Raw genomic sequence first — 15,297 nt, forward strand, 5'->3', positions numbered from 1 at the left:
ATGTACACCGCTTTCACGGTTTACGGCACCCCTGCCGGCCAGGGGTCCATGAAGCACGTCGGGAAGGGCAGGCTCGTCCCGTCCTCTCCTCGCCTCCGCCCGTGGCGTGAGGCCGTCAAGCAGGCGGCCCTCGACGCGATGGAAGCCCACAACCTCCGCAGCCACGGAGGTGCCGGCGACTTCCTGACCACGCTGAGCGGACCGCTCAGCGTCGAGGTCGAGTTCACCTTCCTCAAGCCGAAGAGCGCCCCCAAGAAGCGCCGCACCTGGCCCATCACCAGGTCGAGCGGCGACATCGACAAGCTCTGCCGCGCCGTCCTCGACGGCCTCGTGGACGCCGGGCTCATGCGCGACGACTCCCAGGTGGTCGAGCTGGCCGCCTGGAAGGTCTACGTCGGCGACGACGGGGCCATGGAGATGCCCGGTGCCGCGATCAGGGTGCAGGCGGTGGGCGCGTGACCGTCGACCACACCCCTGAGATGGGGCTGCAGCTGTTCGACGTGGACGGCAAGGACATCCGCTTCGGCATCACGGAGGACGGCCGGGGCTACGCGGTCGCGTCCGACTTCGCCAAGGCCATGGGGCACCGGGATGCCGAGCGCGCGACTCGCCTGCTGGAGGAGGACGAGAAGGGTACCCAGATTGTGCGTACCCCTGGCGGACCTCAGCAGATGAACGTGATCTACGAGGACGGGCTCTGGGAGCTCATCTTCCGCAGCAGCCTCCCCGGCGCCAAGGCCATCAAAAAACGCGTGAAGGAGATCCTTCGCCAGATTCGTGAGACCGGCCGGTACGAGGCCGCGCCCACAGACGAGCTCGACGTCATCCAGACCATGCTGGACAACGTCCGGGCCCAGCGTCGGCGGATCGCCGCGCTGGAGCAGCAGCAGGCCATCACCTCGGCGAAGATCGAGGCGATCGAGGGGCGGTACGACTGGTTCACCGCGCTCGGCTACGCCAAGCTGCACGACCTGCCCACCGACCGCCCCTTCCTGGCGCGCGTCGGGAAGAAGGCGGCGGCCCTGCTGCGCGCGCAGGGCGATGAGCCGCACCCGCGGCAGGACGCCACGTTCGGGACCGTCAACACCTACCCGGCCGCCGTCCTGGAGCGGGCGTTCGTGGCGGTGAAGTCATGAACCTGGACCCGTTCGACTCGCCCGGGAATCCGGGCGGCAGCACCGAGGTGGAGCGGGACCGGTGGGGGCGCCCCCTGGTGGTCCCGCCCACCGGCGGCGGCCCCATCCCCTACACGCGCACCACCACCTACGTGGGCTGCCTGGAGGACACCTACAACCTGTCTCGGTGGCAGCAGCGGATGGTCGCGGTCGGCCTCGCCGACCGGCCCGACCTGGTGCTGGCGGTGGGCGCGCACCGCGACGACAGGGACAAGCTCAACCAGCTCGTCGATGACGCGATGGAGGCGGCCAAGGCGCACGCGGCGGCCGAGATCGGCACCGCACTGCACAAACTCACCGAGCCGCTCGACCTCGGCCAGACGCTCGGCGTCGTGCCCGAGGCGTACCGCGCCGACCTTGAGGCGTACCGGCGGGCGACCGCCCGGCTGGAGGTCGTCGGGATCGAACGGTTCACGGTCCTGGATGACCTGAGGGTGGCGGGTACTCACGACCGGACCGTCCGTTTCCAGGGCCGCGAATTCATCGCCGATATCAAGACGGGCAGCATCGAGTACGGCGCGCTCAAGATCGCCATGCAGTTGAGCGTCTACGCGCACTCCGTGCTGTACGACCCGGCCACCCGCGAGCGGGCGCCGCTCGAGGTGGACCAGGAGCGGGCGATCGTCATCCACCTGCCTGCCGGGCAGGGCCGGTGCGAACTCCACTGGGTGGACATCGCCGCCGGCTGGGAGGCGGTTCAGGTCGCCACGATGGTGCGCGCCTGGCGGTCACGCAAGGGCCTGTTCACCGCCTTCGACCTGCCCGACCCGGCGGAGGAGATCGCCGCGGCGGCGACGGTCGAGGAGCTAGGAGCGATCTGGCAGCGGGCGAACGCGCTCGGCCGCTGGACCGACGACCTCACCCAGCGGGCCGCCACCCGCAAGGCGGAACTGGTCGGGGGCTCCGCATGACCGCCAAGTCCTCCACCTGCAAGAGCTGCAGAGCGCCGGTCCTGATCGTGCGCGAGGTCAACTGCAAGCTCCCGATCGGGCCCATGAAGATCGACCCCGCGCCGATCTCGGCGCTGATCCCGCTGGAGCGGGCGCCGCCCCCGCTGTGGGAGAACCACCCGCGCCTCGGCTGGCGGTGCCTCGACCTGCTCCGCCGCCACGGATACCCCATCCACGCAGCTCACCGCTGCTCGTAGGCCGCGACGTTAACCGCGGCCGTCCCGTACACCTCAAGTCGCAAGTTCAAGCGCAAGATCAACGAAAGGCAAGATCATGACTGACGCGTTCGACGCCCCCGCCTCCGCCTCCGGCGTGAAGATCACCGACTACGAGGGTCAGCTGCTGCTGCTCACCCCCCAGGTCGTCGAGAAGGACATCCCGACCGCCTACGGCCCCGCCGAGGCCACCACGGTCAAGCTCGCGGTGCTCGACGGCAACGACGCTGGGCTGGAGTTCGAGGGCGTCAAGATCTTCCAGAAGGCGCTGCAGGGGCAGCTGCGCGCCAAGGTCGGCACCGGCCGGATGGTGCTGGGTCGTCTCGGCCGCGGCACTGCCAAGGCCGGCCAGAGCGCCCCCTGGCTGCTCGCCGACCCCACTGAGGGCGACAAGCAGACCGCCCGCACCTTCCTGGCCAAGGCGGGCACCCCGCCGTTCTAGCCCTTCTGGACCGGCCGGGAGGCGCCCCCACCACCTCCCGGCCCCCGGCTGCTCCACCCCCTTGCTCCACCTCGACATCGCCAAACCCCAGAGGGGGAACCATGAACGAGACCACCACACCCGAGCAGCTGCTGGCCCTGTGCCAGAAGGTGTGCGCCAAAGGCGACGAGACGGAAATTGCCGAGTTCTTCGCCCAGGCCGAGGCGTGGGAGACCGCCCGCGAAGCGCGACTCAACGCGTCTGCCGCCCGCCGCGACGCCGCACTGTGGTACGCGGGGAACGGCATCGCCGTCTTCCCGATCATCCCGCGTGGCAAGCGGCCACTGTTCAAATCCGTGCACCCCGAAGGCGACCCGGCCCGCGACACGTGCAAGGGCACGTGCGGGCGGGACGGGCACGGCCTGTACGACGCCACCACCGACCTGGCGAAGATCAGCAAGTGGTGGGCCGACAACCCGCACGCCAACATCGGGCTGCGCACCGGGCTGCTGTTCGACGTGATCGACATCGACGGCCCGCCCGGCTACGCGTCCCTGCTTGACCTCCGCGCCGAAGGCGTCATCCCCGACGTGCTCGGCGTCGCGGGCACGCCGCGCGGCGGGCAGCACCTGTTCATCCGCCCGACCGGGGACGGCAACAGCACCGGCATCTGGCCCGGGATCGACTACCGCGGCGACGGCGGGTACGTGGTCGCCGCCCCGTCGGTGTGGGAGAACGGGCGCCGCTACGGCTGGATCGACCCCATCCGCGTCGCCGAGCTCGCGCTGCAGGCCGCCGCCTGACATGAGCTTCCTGCACGACGCCCGCAAGGTCCGGGAGGAGCGCGAGCGCAAGCTGCGCGCCGTCCCGGACCCCGAGCCGGACGACCCGTTCGACTCGCCCGGCCCCGTCGACGCCGACGAGGACCCGTTCGACGCCCCCGGCTCGGCATCGGAGGGGGCCGGGAACACCAGCAGCAGCTACGCGCAGAAGGCGCTGCAGCAGGAGGCCGACGCCGTCCGCTCAGCCGCCGAGGGCACCCGCAACCACGCGCTCAACAAGGCGGCGTTCAGCCTCGGGCAGCTCGTCGCCGGCGGCGAACTCACCCACGACGAGGTCGTCGCAGCCCTCACCGACGCCGCCCGCCAGGCCGGTCTGGACGAGCGCGAGATCGGCCCCACCATCCGGTCGGGGCTGTCGAAGGGCATGCTCAACCCGCGGACCGCGCCCCGCACGCAAATCCTGGGAGGCATCTACGACACGGCCGAGGAGGCCGCCGCGTCCTGGGAGGAGCCAGAGCCGCTCGAAGGCGAAGAACCGGCGAAGGAGGAGTTCCCGATCGGGGCGCTGCCCAAGCGGGTCGCCCTGTACGTCGAGGCCGTGGCCGCGAACACGCAGACGCCGACCTCGATGGCCGGGATGCTGGCGCTGGCCACCCTGTCGGCCGCCGCGGTGGGCCGGGTGTGGGTGCACGGCGGGAGCGGCTGGGTGGAACCGGCCACCGTGTGGACCATCACGGCGCTGCCGCCCGCGAGCCGCAAGAGCGCCGTCGTCAAGGCCATCGCCGGTGAGCTGTACGCGATCGAGCGGGAGATGCAGGAGGCCCACCGCAACGCCCACGTGGGCAAGGCGGAGCGGCTGGAGATCGCCAAGAAGACCCGCGAGTCGCTGATCAGCAAGGCGGCCAAAGCCGACAACAAGAACGAGCGCGACGACCTGGCCGCGCAGATGGACGCGGTCGCCAAGGAGATCGCGGAGTGCACGGTTCCGGAGCCGCCGTTCCTGCTGCTGGACGACTTCACGCCCGAGTCGCTCGGGCAGGTCCTGCAGCGCAACGGCGGACACGCCGCCGCCCTGTCGGCCGAGGGTGGCGTGTTCTCGTCGATCAGCGGGCGCTACCAGCAGGGCACACCCCAACTCGATCTGATCTTGAAGTCGTATGACGGCGACTCGTTCCGCGCCCACCGCGTCACCCGCGACCCGGTCATCATCGACCGGCCCGGCCTGTCCCTCGGCCTCGTCGTCCAGCCGCACATTCTCGCCGAAACCACCAAGACCCCGGCGCTGCGCGAGCGCGGACTGATGGGCCGCTTCGCCTACGCCCTGCCCGAGGACACCGTCGGCACCCGAGACGTGTACAGCCCCGAGGTCCCCAGCGAACTGAGCGACGGGTGGGCGCGGGCGCTGCGCGCGATCACGAACCTGCCGCCGTGCGGCGACGACCAGCCGCTCCGGATCGTCCAGTTGCACCCGGACGCGCTCGAGCTGCACCGCGGGTTCCGGCGGGTCCTCGAACCACGCCTCCACCCCATCACCGGGGACCTTGCCTTCATGGCCGACTGGGCGGGCAAGCACGCCGGCCGCGTGCTCCGCATCGCCCTCCTGCTGCACCTCGCGGCCAGCCATGGGACGGGGTCGTGGATCAGCTTCGACACGATGTGCTCGGCCGTCGAGATCGGTGAGTGGATGGTCGGCCAGGCTGTCGCGGTGTACGGCGGCTGGCGGGCGCCCAAAGTGAACATCCCTGCGGTCCGCGTACTCGACTGGATCCGACGCACGCAGCCCCCGCAGTTCGTGACACGGGACGCGTGGCAGGCGTTGCGCGGCCAGGCGTGGTGCGTGAGCGCCGACGCGGTCAAGGACGCGCTCGTCATCCTCGCCCAGGCTGGGTGGGTGACGACCGTTCAACGCTTGATGGCGGACGGCAAGAGGCGCTGCAAGGAGGGCTGGTTCATCCCCCATCCCGATCTCCTGGGAGGCCAGCCATGAGGATTTTGGGGATATCGAGGAGGTTCTGGGGATGCCCCAGGCCGACCCATAGGGGGACCTGCGAGAACAGGGCTTCTGGGGATGTTCTGGGAATGTGCTCTCCATCCCAACATCCCCAGAACCCTGCAGTCCTGACCTGCAGTCATGAGGTTTTGGGGATGTTGGGGATGTCTCCCCTTAAGTATCCCCTTGAGAGACATCTATCTACTCTCTGTGATTGCTCGATGACGTTTCGCCTAGGACGCGGGCCTCCAGAGACACAGATGCACGGATACGGATACCCCCCACATCCCCAGCATCCCCAACATCCCCAAAACCTCCGGAGCCCCGCGTGACCACCACCCCCAAACCTCGGCGGCCGACTCTCCTCGAACGCGCCACCGACATCGCAGGGCCCTGCCGAGCCTGTACGCGACTCAAGAAGTCCGACGACGACGGCTGGGAGATCTGCGATTGGTGCGACACCAACCCCACAACCCTGAAAGGAGCATCACGATGACCGGCATCGACACGATCCGCCGCCATGCTGCGGAACGCCACTGGAAGATCGTCAACTGCGACGGGCGGGAACTCCTCGTCAACGACGCCAACCACCACGACGGCGAGCACGTCATCGCCGAGATCGTCGGCCCCTACAGCGAGCAGCTGCAGGCCCTCATCAACGAGGACGTGCCCGCCCTACTCGCCGAGATCGACTGGCTCAACGAGGTCGTCCGCAGCGCCGAAAAGATCATCTCCCGCTGGCCAGCATCTCGATGACCAACAACAAGACCGCCCTCGGACCTAGCGAGGGCGGTCACCCACAGAATCCCACACCCACAAGAAAGGCCCACCCTGTGGACAACCGGCAACTGCTCGACCTCGCCGAGCGCATCACCGCCAACCTCGCCCTCGACCCCATCCTCATCAAGACCCGCGCCGAGTGCGAGCGCGACGATCTCGAATTCTTCCCGCTCGACACCATGGAGCTGCTGTCCCTCTACCGCGACCTCACCACGGTCGCCCGCAAGACCAGCCGGGACGTGATCCTCTCCCGCGCCTACCCCTACATCCAGGAAGACGGCCGCAACGCCTACACCGAGGTCGAGCCCGAGCTGGCCGTCAACTGCATGCTGACCGCCGCCGCGCAAATCCTCGCCCTGCGTGAAGCCGCCGACTTCATCGTCGAGGAGTTCATCGCCATCTACCGCATCGCCAACGCCGACACCGAGGAGGCCGCCAAGTGACCGCCACCACCCCCGACCAGCACTACCGGCTCGACGACTTCGGCAAGACATGGCTGTCGGAGCAGGCCGACGGCTGGCGGGCCGCCCTGCAATGGTTGGCCACCTCCCCCTACCAGCACGAGGTCACCGAGGTCGCCAAGATCCACCGCGACCTGAAGGACGGCGGCTTCACCGGCTGCGACATCGCCTCTTACGACGCCACCCGTTACCCCGCGTTCCTAGAGTTCCTGAAGGGCTCCCCGTACGAGCGGAAGATCATCGACGGCGTCGCCGAAATGTCCGACATCAACTCTCGGCAAGGCACCTCCTACCCGGCCTGGCCCAAGGAGTGCTTCTTTGTCGGGTTCGATGAGGCCTACATCCTCGGCTTCGCCGCGGCCTGCTGGACGGCGGTGAAAATGCGATGAGCCAGCGGCACATCAACAACCCCGCCGAGGTCGCCATCCTGCGGTTCTGCGTCGACATGCTGCACGCCCGCAACGACGAGGACGAGGTCCAGCGCATCATCGACAAGAAGCTGGCCACCTACGACGCCGGAGAGCACGTGTCGCTGCTCAAGGTGGCGCTCAGGGTCGTCGTCGCGCAGTTCTTCGCCCCGCCCGCCCGCCGCCTCGACCGTGAGCTCGGCTACGACTTCGTCGACGCCGGGCTGCGACTGCAGGCCCTCGACAACGACGGCCTGTTCACGCGCGAAGAGGACGACTGACCGTTTCGTCCGGGTTCCCGGCGCCGGGAACCCGGGCCGACCTGCAGATCCTTCAGGGATACGCAGGCTACAAGCACCACTCGCAACCAGCACAACCTTGGGGGGACACGATGAGGAGCGACCTCACCTACATGCACCTCGCCGCGGTACGCGACTATCTGCCCGAACTCGACCGCGCGCTCGTCCCCAGCCATGTCCGACGCCGCTGGAACCAGCGTGAGCTCTCGCCCGAGCAGCGCATCCACATGGACGCCCAGGCCGCCCTCGACCGCAAGGCCAAGGAGATCAACCTCGCCCTCGGGATCAAGGCGCTCGGCAGTGCCCCCGCGCCCCTCAACATCGCCGCGCTCGACGCCCGCGACCACATCACCGCGGCCGTCGCCGAACTCGAGGCAGCCGTCTGTGACCGGTTGGCAATCATTCAGCTCGAGTACCCCACCACCGCGGAACGCATCTCCCGGATCATCAACCTGCTCGACCGCATCGCGGCATGGGAAGACCTTGCCGAACATGTCCAGCAGGAAGCCCTCGACCTTCGCCGGCGAGCCCGCCTCCCCCTGGGCGACATCGAGCCCGTGGTGAGGCTCACCGCCAGATGCCTGTACTGCGGCAGTGTCTCCCTGCGCGCGTTCCTCGAACGGGGCACGGTCGTCTGCGCCAACATTGCATGCCGCTGCGACGACCAGGACTGCCCCTGCTCCTGGGAGCAGCCCCAACGCCATATCTGGCCCTTCGACCGGTGGCCATGGCTGGCCGCCAACCTGACCGAGCAGATCGGAGTAGCAGCCGAATGAACCCGCCGCCGCGCTACACCTGCGACTTCCCGTGCGATGCCGACTGCGACGCCGGATGCCACCAGGAACACCTTCCCGCCCGCCGGCGCCACCCCGACATGTGCCGGTGCGCCCTCCGCCGCCAGTACGCCGCCGCCATCCGCGAAGCCGCCGACTACTCGATCGTCGGAGAGTGGATCTGCTGCGACCCGGTCAACCCCGACCACGAACTCTGTTTCAAGGCCGACATCGCCCGGCAGATGCTGGCCGCAGTCCTCGCGGACGACCCCGACCGGCTCTTCGTGCCCTCCCGCCTGGCCGACGCCGTCATGGCCATCAACGACCAGTACCTTCAAGCAGCCCACCAGGCGATCGACCAGCTGAACCGGCTGCGCGCCGACGAGTACTTCGCCACGCGCGAGAGAGGAATCAAGCCCTGGCGGGAGTACTCCGCACACTGGCGCGAGCGCGCCAGGAAAGCCGAAGCGGGCAACGACCGCGTCCGGAAGCTGGCCGACAAGCGGGGAGTACTCAACCCTGGACTGCGCAACGAGATGCTTGACGCCCTGGAGGGAGCATGAGCGACGACCAGCTGTTCACCGCCGAGGAGGCCGCGGCCGAGGTAGGTGTCGAAGTCCAAACGATCTACACCTGGACCGGCAGAGGCGCGCTGACGCCCGCGGGCAAGCGTGGCCGCAACAATCTGTACCGCCTCTCCGACGTGTTCGCCTGCGAAAGAACCCGCCAGCACAAACATAGGAAAAGGTCATCCGGATGCTAATCTAGATCTGGAAGATCAAACCGCTGGTGGAACCAGTGTGCCCAAAGCCCGGCCAGCGCCGGGCTTTTCGTATTTTTGGACTCGCGCGGCCCCACGATCCCCGACGAGCCGGGCCGCGCGTCATCTTGGGCCGGGCGTCCGCGAAACGTCGCCGGCGTCCACCGCCCCGGGGCAGGATTCCGCACCCAGATTCCGCACTGAACCGTCGAGGCCCGCGGCCTCCACCCACGAGGAGGCCGCGATGGCGCTGTCCAACGCCGGTAAGAATGTCTGCCTGGACGCCCTCGGCGGCGTCGCAGGGTTCGTGTCTCTACACACCGCAGACCCGGGCACCACCGGCGCCAGCGAGGTCACCGGCGGCACGTACGCCCGCAAGTCCCACACCTGGAACGCCGCCTCGAGCGGCAACCTGGACAACTCGAACCAGCCCGTCTTTGATGTCCCGGCCTCCACCACCGTGACGCACTTCGGGCTTTGGTCGGCGTCCACCAGCGGCACCTTCTACGGCGGCGGCTCCCTGTCGGCGAGCGAGTCGTTCACCGCCGCCGGCCAGTACACGCTCACCGACTGCGACGTCACCCTGACCTGATCGGGGAGGCTTCGTGTCGATCTCCCGCCGCGGCACCCCCACGACCGCGGCCCTGACCGTCGGCGCCACCACCCTCAGCATCAACGTGCCGTCCGGCGTACAGAACGGCGACACACTGATCTTCTGGGCGGTGTTCGGCGACGCCATCAGCAGCTTCACCCTGACCGGCTGGACGCAGCTGCAGCTCCCGGTCGGCTCGAACTGCCGAGGCTTCCTGTACATCCGGGTGGCCTCCAGCGAGCCCTCCTCGTACGCGCCCACATGGACCACCTCGGCCAAGGCCGTATTCGCGATGCTGGCCTACCAGGGCACGCACTCGACCACGCCTGTCGCCTCGGGCGAGCACGCCAGCGCCGGTGAGACGGTCTCCCGCACCACGCACACCACACCGTCGGTCACGCCGGCGGCTGCGGACAGGTGGGCGGTTGCGTTCTTCGGTGACCGGTCCACGAACTCGGGCGCCAAGAACGCGGACTGGACGGCAGACGCCTCGCTCGTCGAGCAGGCCGACGTCAACAACAACAGCGCCGCAGGAAGCCCCTGGCTTTCATCCGAGGTAGCCGACTCCAACGGCACCGTCACCGCTGCAGCCCACACCTACACCGGCACCAGCCAGGTGGCCATGTCCAACGCCGTGATGGCGCTGCTCATGCTCAGCCCAGGCTCCGTGTCAGGGACAGGCGCCACCTCCGCCGCGGCGAGCCTCACCTCGACTGGGACGAAGAAGGCCTCCGGCACCAGCTCGACGAGCGCCACCGCGGCCACGTCCAGCACCGGCCGGAAGAACGCCTCAGGTACAGCCGCCACCAGCGCAGCAGGCGCCGTCACCAGCACGGGGCGCAAGAACGCAGCAGGCACCGCCAGCGTCTCGGCCGCCGCCTCGACCACGAGCACCGGCCTCGCTCGGCGGGCGGGCGTCGCAGCCCTGTCAGCTACCGCCACAGCCTCCTCGGCAGGCGGCAAGACCACGACCGGCGCCGGCCTGCTCTCTGCCGATCCGGGGCTACTCGGTACGGGCACGACCAGCCGGACCGGTACGGGACTACTCGCCGCAGCCGCTGACCTCACCACGCAGGCCATCGCGCACCGTGCAGGCGTCGGGCTCGTCAGCGTGACCGCGACACTCAGCAGCCGCGGCTTCTCCGGCAACGCCCCGCAGGAACTCCCGCCGCACCTCGGTGGAACGACGTCCGGGCCCACGCTCGGCGGCACACCGACAGGCAGCAAGCTCGGAGGCCGAGCCATCGGGCCCACACTCGGCGGTCACCTCACCTGAACGGAGGGCTGCCGTGCCGTCCAACGTCAACGTTGAACTCTCCCAAGGTGACGACACAGCTCGCACCTGGCAGATCACCGCCGACAGCACGCCCCTCAACGTCAGTGCCGGCACCGTCACCGCCGTCATCAAGCGCACCCAGCTCGTGGACGACGACGACCCGACAGCCATCCACCGCAGCGCAGGCGACGGGCTCACCGTGGTCGACGCCGCGCAAGGCAAGGTGGAGATCCGCATCCCCACTACGGTCGCCGCATCGCCTGGAGCCTGGTGGTACAAGATCGGCCTCACCATCAACGGGAAGACCGAGGTCGTCATCGACGGCTGGCTCACCGTGCTCGACACCTGAGGCAGGAGCGATGGTGCCCAGGGTCACGGTGTGCAGCGCCCCCGAATGCCACCGCCTGTGCGAGGGCGGACGATGCGACAAGTGCAGAGCAGAGGCAGAGCAGAAGCGGGGCACAGCAGCACAGCGCGGGTATGGCAGCAGGCACCGCTCCAGGTTCAGGCGTGCGGTACTCCGACGCGACCCTGTCTGCGTGGTGTGCCGTACAGCCGAAGCCACAGTGGCAGACCACCACCCGCTGTCACGCAGGCAGCTGATAGCCCAAGGCCTCGACCCCAACGACCCACAGCATGGACGCGGACTATGCGCCTCATGCCATGGTCGCGAGACCCAGGCCAACCCTGCACAGCGTGGAGGGTGGAACCAACGATGATCCACACCAAATCGGACACAGCGGACACGCACGTTTCCGCAGGTCAGAGACCCGGGGAGATGTCCCCTAATGTCCGATTCTGGAAGACCGTGGGAGGGGCCGACTTTCCCCCGTACGCATCCCCCGACTCTGCGTGACCCGATCTAACCCTCTGTGGCGACCCGCAACGGGCGTCACCCCGCAACGGGACGAGGTATCGCCATGGCACCCACTCCGAAGCCTGCCAGCATGCGCCAGCGGCGGAACAAGACCTCCACAAGCGCGCGTCTGCATGCCGATCCCGATCTGAAGGCGCCGACGCTGCCTGATCGTGCGTGGCACGAGATGACGCTCGCATGGTGGAAGGACATCTGGTCCTCCCCGATGGCGCCCGAGTACGACGACTCCGACCGGCACGGCCTATTCGTTCTCGCGGTGCTGATCGATGAGTTCTGGCTGTCGCCGACCAAGGACCTGGCGGCGGAGATCCGGCTGCAGCGGCAGTCGTTCGGCTTGTCTCCGATCGACCGGCGTCGGTTGCAGTGGGAGATCGAGCGTGGCGACGAGGCGAGCGAGCGGACACGGAAGCGCCGGGCGAAGCCTGCCGCGAAGGGTGCGGATCCGGGTGCTGACCCGAGGTCGATCCTGCACGCGGTGTGAGTCGTGGGGCTGCTGATCGTTCCCGGCCGCGATGAGGAATCCTGGCCGACGTTAGGCCCTCAGGTGTGCGACCTGCTGGAAGAGCGGGCCGTGCACGGCCCGGGTGACCTTCGCGGCAAGCCGTACCGGCTGGACGCGGAGAAGCGGGCGCTGATCTACCGCTGGTACGAGGTGTACCCGAAGGGACATCCTCGTGCTGGGAAGCGCCGGTTCAAGCGGGTCGGGCTGAGCGTCCGGAAGGGCACCGCGAAGACGGAGCTTGCGGCGGGCGTGGCATACGCCGAGCTGCACCCCGAGGGCCCGGTTCGCTGCGACGGGTTCGACGCCCACGGCGAGCCGGTCGGCGTGCCGGTGACCGACCCATACATCCCGATGGTCGCCTACACCGAGGAGCAGACCGAAGATCTCGCCTATGCGGCGCTGTTGGTGATGGTTCTCGAGGGCGAGGACGTCGACCTGTTCGACCCCGGCCTGGAGCGCATCATGCGCGCAGGCGGCGATGGGAAGGCCGTGGCCCTGGCGGCAGCGCCTGACTCTCGCGACGGTGCTCGGACCACGTTCCAGCACTTCGACGAGACGCACCGATTCACGGTGCCACGGCTCAAGGGCGCGCACCAGACGATGCTGGCCAACATCCCCAAGCGGATGCTCGCCGACCCGTGGAGCCTGGAGACCACCACCACGTACACGCCTGGCGAAGGGTCGGTGGCCGAGGGCACCCACGAGTACGCCGAGATGGTGGATCAAGGCAAGGCGAAGGATCGGACGCTGTTCTTCTTCCACCGTGAGGCAACGCCGCGGCCGGATGAGGATCTGTCGGATCCGGAGCAGATCCACGCCGCGGTGGTGGAGGCGTCGGGGCCGTCGATAGCGTCATGGCCCGACTTCGAGGGCCAGGTCGAGGCGATCATCTCGCTGCGGAATCAGCCTGACACTGACAAGGCGTACTGGGAGCGGGTGTGGCTGAACCGGCGGGTGCAGTCGGGCCGGCAGGCGTTCGATGCCGCCCGCTGGGCTGAACTGTTCCGGCCCGAGGTGACGATCCCGGACGGGGAGCTGATCACGGTCGGGTTCGACGGCGCCCAGTTCCACGATGCGACCGCGCTCGTCGCCACCGACGTGGAGACGGGCTTCCAGTGGCCGCTGGGCATCTGGGAGTGCCCGCCGAACGTGGACGACTGGGAGTGCCCGGAGGACGAGGTCTCCGCGGCGCTGGAGGAGGCGTTCGACCGGTGGCAGGTGTGGCGCGTCTACGCCGACCCGCCGTACTGGGACGGAACGATCAACGCCTGGCGCGGCAAGTACGGCGCCAAGCGCGTCATCGAGTGGTGGACCAACCGGCCGCTCCAGATGGCGCACTCACTGCGCAGCTACGCGGGCGCGATGACCTCCGGGGCGATCACCAGCAACGGCGACGAGATCTTCGCCCGGCACGTCGGCAACTCCCGCAAGCATCCACTCCAGCAGCTCGACGATCGCGGGCAGCCGCTGTGGACGATCCGCAAGGAACGCCCGGACTCGCCAAAGAAGATCGACGCCGCGATGGCCGGCGACCTGTCATGGGAAGCCCGCTGCGACGCGGTCGCGGCTGGCGCGAAGAAGAGAAACCGCTCCAACAAGGTGATCGTGATGAGGTGACATGGCCAGGACCGAACTGCAGTGGCTCAAGCACCTGATCACCTGCCACGACAAAGAGCTGAATGAGCTGCGGCGCTGGGACGACTACTACGAGGGCGAGCAGCCCTTGTCGTACATGGCGCCGGAGCTGATCCAGGAGCTGGACGAGCGTGTCCGCCAGGTCGTCATCGAATGGCCGCGGCTGGTCGTCGACAGCGTCGAGGAGCGCCTGGACGTCGAGGGGTTCCGGTACGGCAAGCAGGCCGAGGCCGACGCCGATCTGTGGCGGATCTGGCAGTTCAATGACATGGACGAGCAGTCCCAGCAGGGCCATGTCGACGCTCTGGTGATGAAGCGGTCGTACGCGATCGTCGGCAGTAACGAGGACGACCCGCAGACGCCGATCATCACGGTGGAGTCGGCGTTGAACGTCTACGCCGAACGCGATCCGCGCACCCGCAAGGTACGGGCTGCGGTCAAGCGGTGGAGTGAGGAAAGCGGCGAGGGCCAGGTCGACCACGCTGCGCTGTACCTTCCCGACGCCAACGTGTGGTGGGTCAAGGTCAAGGGCGAGTGGATCGAGGACCCCGACTATCAGCGCGACGACCACGAGCTCGGCGAGGTCCTGGTCGAGCCGATCGTCAACCGTCCGCGGCTGAAGCGGCCGGACGGGGTCAGCGAGCTGAAGCCGATCGTGCCGATCTCGGACGCCGCCTGCAAGATGGCCACCGACATGATGGTGTCCGGCGAGTTCCACGCCGTCCCGCGCCGCTACGCGATCGGCGTCGGCGAGGAGGACTTCCAGGATCAGGAAGGCCGCCCCATCTCCGCGCTGAGGCGGATCATCGGCCGCATCTGGGCCATCCCCAAGCACAAGGCCGAGGACGGGGTCGAGGTCGGCCAGTTCCCCGAAGCGAACCTAACCAACTTCCACGAGACGCTCCGCCTCCTGGCCATGATGGTCGCCTCCCTGGCAGGCCTGCCTTCGAGGTTCCTTGGCCACGCCACGGACAACCCCGCGTCCGCGGACGCGATCCGGTCGGACGAGTCCCGGCTGGTCAAGCGGTCGGAGCGCAAGCAGCGGGCCTTCGGGGGCAGCTGGGAGCGGGTGATGCGGCTCGTGCTGCTCGTCCGCGACGGCGAGGTGCCCGGGGAGGCGATGAGCCTGGAGACGCTGTGGCGCGACGCCTCCACCCCCACGGTCGCGCAGAAGGCCGACGCCGCGGTGAAGCTGTACACCGGCAAGATCGTCCCTCTGCGGCAGACACGCGAGGACCTCGGATACACGCAGGTCCAGATCGACCGCATGGAAGAAGAAGACGAGCGCGCCGCCGAGAGCGCATTCCAGCGGGTGATGGCGGGTGACCTTGCCGCGCTGACCGGGCCGAAGCCGCCCCAGGAGCCAGCCGACGAACCGTCTGATCCGGTCCCGGTCGGGTAG

The 15,297-nt window shown here is 68.6% G+C and carries 20 protein-coding genes; all 20 read left to right on the forward strand.

Annotation, left to right across the window (positions count from 1 at the left end):
- Nucleotides 1-459, forward strand: coding sequence for a RusA family crossover junction endodeoxyribonuclease (locus tag KIK09_RS26585; RefSeq protein ID WP_275956277.1), 459 nt, complete (start codon nt 1-3; stop codon nt 457-459).
- The gene (locus KIK09_RS26590; RefSeq protein WP_214322059.1) at nt 456-1,136 is read left to right on the forward strand and encodes a BRO-N domain-containing protein; all 681 of its coding nucleotides are present in this window, start codon (nt 456-458) and stop codon (nt 1,134-1,136) included. The genes KIK09_RS26585 and KIK09_RS26590 overlap by 4 nt, the downstream gene beginning before the upstream one ends.
- A complete protein-coding gene (locus KIK09_RS26595) occupies nt 1,133-2,086 on the forward strand; it encodes a PD-(D/E)XK nuclease family protein (protein WP_214322060.1) in 954 nt (317 codons plus the stop codon). Before KIK09_RS26590 ends, KIK09_RS26595 begins: the two co-directional genes overlap by 4 nt.
- A complete protein-coding gene (locus KIK09_RS26600; RefSeq protein ID WP_214322061.1) occupies nt 2,083-2,322 on the forward strand; it encodes a hypothetical protein in 240 nt (79 codons plus the stop codon). The genes KIK09_RS26595 and KIK09_RS26600 overlap by 4 nt, the downstream gene beginning before the upstream one ends.
- Before the next feature lie 76 nt (nt 2,323-2,398).
- Complete coding sequence (locus tag KIK09_RS26605; RefSeq protein WP_214322062.1) at nt 2,399-2,782, forward strand: hypothetical protein; 384 nt, start codon at nt 2,399-2,401, stop codon at nt 2,780-2,782.
- A 101-nt stretch (nt 2,783-2,883) separates the two neighbouring features.
- On the forward strand, nt 2,884-3,564 hold the full coding sequence (locus KIK09_RS26610; RefSeq protein WP_214322063.1) for a bifunctional DNA primase/polymerase: 681 nt from the start codon (nt 2,884-2,886) through the stop codon (nt 3,562-3,564).
- A 1-nt stretch (nt 3,565) separates the two neighbouring features.
- On the forward strand, nt 3,566-5,530 hold the full coding sequence (locus tag KIK09_RS26615) for a YfjI family protein (RefSeq protein WP_214322064.1): 1,965 nt from the start codon (nt 3,566-3,568) through the stop codon (nt 5,528-5,530).
- A gap of 495 nt (nt 5,531-6,025) precedes the next feature.
- On the forward strand, nt 6,026-6,289 hold the full coding sequence (locus KIK09_RS26620) for a hypothetical protein (RefSeq protein ID WP_214322065.1): 264 nt from the start codon (nt 6,026-6,028) through the stop codon (nt 6,287-6,289).
- A gap of 77 nt (nt 6,290-6,366) precedes the next feature.
- Nucleotides 6,367-6,756, forward strand: a complete 390-nt coding sequence (locus tag KIK09_RS26625) for a hypothetical protein (protein ID WP_214322066.1) — start codon at nt 6,367-6,369, stop codon at nt 6,754-6,756.
- A complete protein-coding gene (locus KIK09_RS26630; RefSeq protein WP_214322067.1) occupies nt 6,753-7,163 on the forward strand; it encodes a hypothetical protein in 411 nt (136 codons plus the stop codon). Before KIK09_RS26625 ends, KIK09_RS26630 begins: the two co-directional genes overlap by 4 nt.
- On the forward strand, nt 7,160-7,462 hold the full coding sequence (locus tag KIK09_RS26635) for a hypothetical protein (protein ID WP_214322068.1): 303 nt from the start codon (nt 7,160-7,162) through the stop codon (nt 7,460-7,462). Before KIK09_RS26630 ends, KIK09_RS26635 begins: the two co-directional genes overlap by 4 nt.
- Before the next feature lie 110 nt (nt 7,463-7,572).
- The gene (locus KIK09_RS26640; protein ID WP_214322069.1) at nt 7,573-8,256 is read left to right on the forward strand and encodes a hypothetical protein; all 684 of its coding nucleotides are present in this window, start codon (nt 7,573-7,575) and stop codon (nt 8,254-8,256) included.
- Nucleotides 8,253-8,816, forward strand: coding sequence for a hypothetical protein (locus tag KIK09_RS26645; protein ID WP_214322070.1), 564 nt, complete (start codon nt 8,253-8,255; stop codon nt 8,814-8,816). Before KIK09_RS26640 ends, KIK09_RS26645 begins: the two co-directional genes overlap by 4 nt.
- Nucleotides 8,813-9,016: a helix-turn-helix domain-containing protein gene (locus KIK09_RS26650; RefSeq protein WP_214322071.1), complete on the forward strand. Its 204-nt coding sequence runs from the start codon at nt 8,813-8,815 to the stop codon at nt 9,014-9,016. Before KIK09_RS26645 ends, KIK09_RS26650 begins: the two co-directional genes overlap by 4 nt.
- Nucleotides 9,017-9,257: 241 nt before the next feature.
- A complete protein-coding gene (locus KIK09_RS26655) occupies nt 9,258-9,605 on the forward strand; it encodes a phage tail fiber protein (protein ID WP_214322072.1) in 348 nt (115 codons plus the stop codon).
- Between the two features lie 13 nt (nt 9,606-9,618).
- Nucleotides 9,619-10,881, forward strand: coding sequence for a hypothetical protein (locus KIK09_RS26660; RefSeq protein ID WP_214322073.1), 1,263 nt, complete (start codon nt 9,619-9,621; stop codon nt 10,879-10,881).
- Nucleotides 10,882-10,894: 13 nt separating this feature from the next.
- Nucleotides 10,895-11,230: a hypothetical protein gene (locus KIK09_RS26665; RefSeq protein WP_214322074.1), complete on the forward strand. Its 336-nt coding sequence runs from the start codon at nt 10,895-10,897 to the stop codon at nt 11,228-11,230.
- A 571-nt stretch (nt 11,231-11,801) separates the two neighbouring features.
- Complete coding sequence (locus KIK09_RS26670; RefSeq protein ID WP_443678880.1) at nt 11,802-12,239, forward strand: phage terminase small subunit; 438 nt, start codon at nt 11,802-11,804, stop codon at nt 12,237-12,239.
- A 3-nt stretch (nt 12,240-12,242) separates the two neighbouring features.
- Nucleotides 12,243-13,877, forward strand: a complete 1,635-nt coding sequence (locus KIK09_RS26675) for a terminase large subunit domain-containing protein (RefSeq protein WP_214322076.1) — start codon at nt 12,243-12,245, stop codon at nt 13,875-13,877.
- 1 nt (nt 13,878) lies between these two features.
- Nucleotides 13,879-15,297, forward strand: a complete 1,419-nt coding sequence (locus tag KIK09_RS26680) for a phage portal protein (RefSeq protein WP_214322077.1) — start codon at nt 13,879-13,881, stop codon at nt 15,295-15,297.

The organism is Nonomuraea sediminis, assembly GCF_018531495.1.
Lineage (GTDB): Bacteria > Actinomycetota > Actinomycetes > Streptosporangiales > Streptosporangiaceae > Nonomuraea > Nonomuraea sediminis.

Bases quoted from the DNA above. Each gene is read 5' to 3' on its own strand.
- KIK09_RS26650 (WP_214322071.1), top strand. From the start codon at position 8,813: ATGAGCGACGACCAGCTGTTCACCGCCGAGGAGGCCGCGGCCGAGGTA.
- KIK09_RS26620 (WP_214322065.1), top strand. From the start codon at position 6,026: ATGACCGGCATCGACACGATCCGCCGCCATGCTGCGGAACGCCACTGG.
- KIK09_RS26585 (WP_275956277.1), top strand. From the start codon at position 1: ATGTACACCGCTTTCACGGTTTACGGCACCCCTGCCGGCCAGGGGTCC.
- KIK09_RS26670 (WP_443678880.1), top strand. From the start codon at position 11,802: ATGGCACCCACTCCGAAGCCTGCCAGCATGCGCCAGCGGCGGAACAAG.
- KIK09_RS26600 (WP_214322061.1), top strand. From the start codon at position 2,083: ATGACCGCCAAGTCCTCCACCTGCAAGAGCTGCAGAGCGCCGGTCCTG.
- KIK09_RS26640 (WP_214322069.1), top strand. From the start codon at position 7,573: ATGAGGAGCGACCTCACCTACATGCACCTCGCCGCGGTACGCGACTAT.
- KIK09_RS26595 (WP_214322060.1), top strand. From the start codon at position 1,133: ATGAACCTGGACCCGTTCGACTCGCCCGGGAATCCGGGCGGCAGCACC.
- KIK09_RS26655 (WP_214322072.1), top strand. From the start codon at position 9,258: ATGGCGCTGTCCAACGCCGGTAAGAATGTCTGCCTGGACGCCCTCGGC.
- KIK09_RS26605 (WP_214322062.1), top strand. From the start codon at position 2,399: ATGACTGACGCGTTCGACGCCCCCGCCTCCGCCTCCGGCGTGAAGATC.
- KIK09_RS26645 (WP_214322070.1), top strand. From the start codon at position 8,253: ATGAACCCGCCGCCGCGCTACACCTGCGACTTCCCGTGCGATGCCGAC.
- KIK09_RS26635 (WP_214322068.1), top strand. From the start codon at position 7,160: ATGAGCCAGCGGCACATCAACAACCCCGCCGAGGTCGCCATCCTGCGG.
- KIK09_RS26615 (WP_214322064.1), top strand. From the start codon at position 3,566: ATGAGCTTCCTGCACGACGCCCGCAAGGTCCGGGAGGAGCGCGAGCGC.
- KIK09_RS26610 (WP_214322063.1), top strand. From the start codon at position 2,884: ATGAACGAGACCACCACACCCGAGCAGCTGCTGGCCCTGTGCCAGAAG.
- KIK09_RS26680 (WP_214322077.1), top strand. From the start codon at position 13,879: ATGGCCAGGACCGAACTGCAGTGGCTCAAGCACCTGATCACCTGCCAC.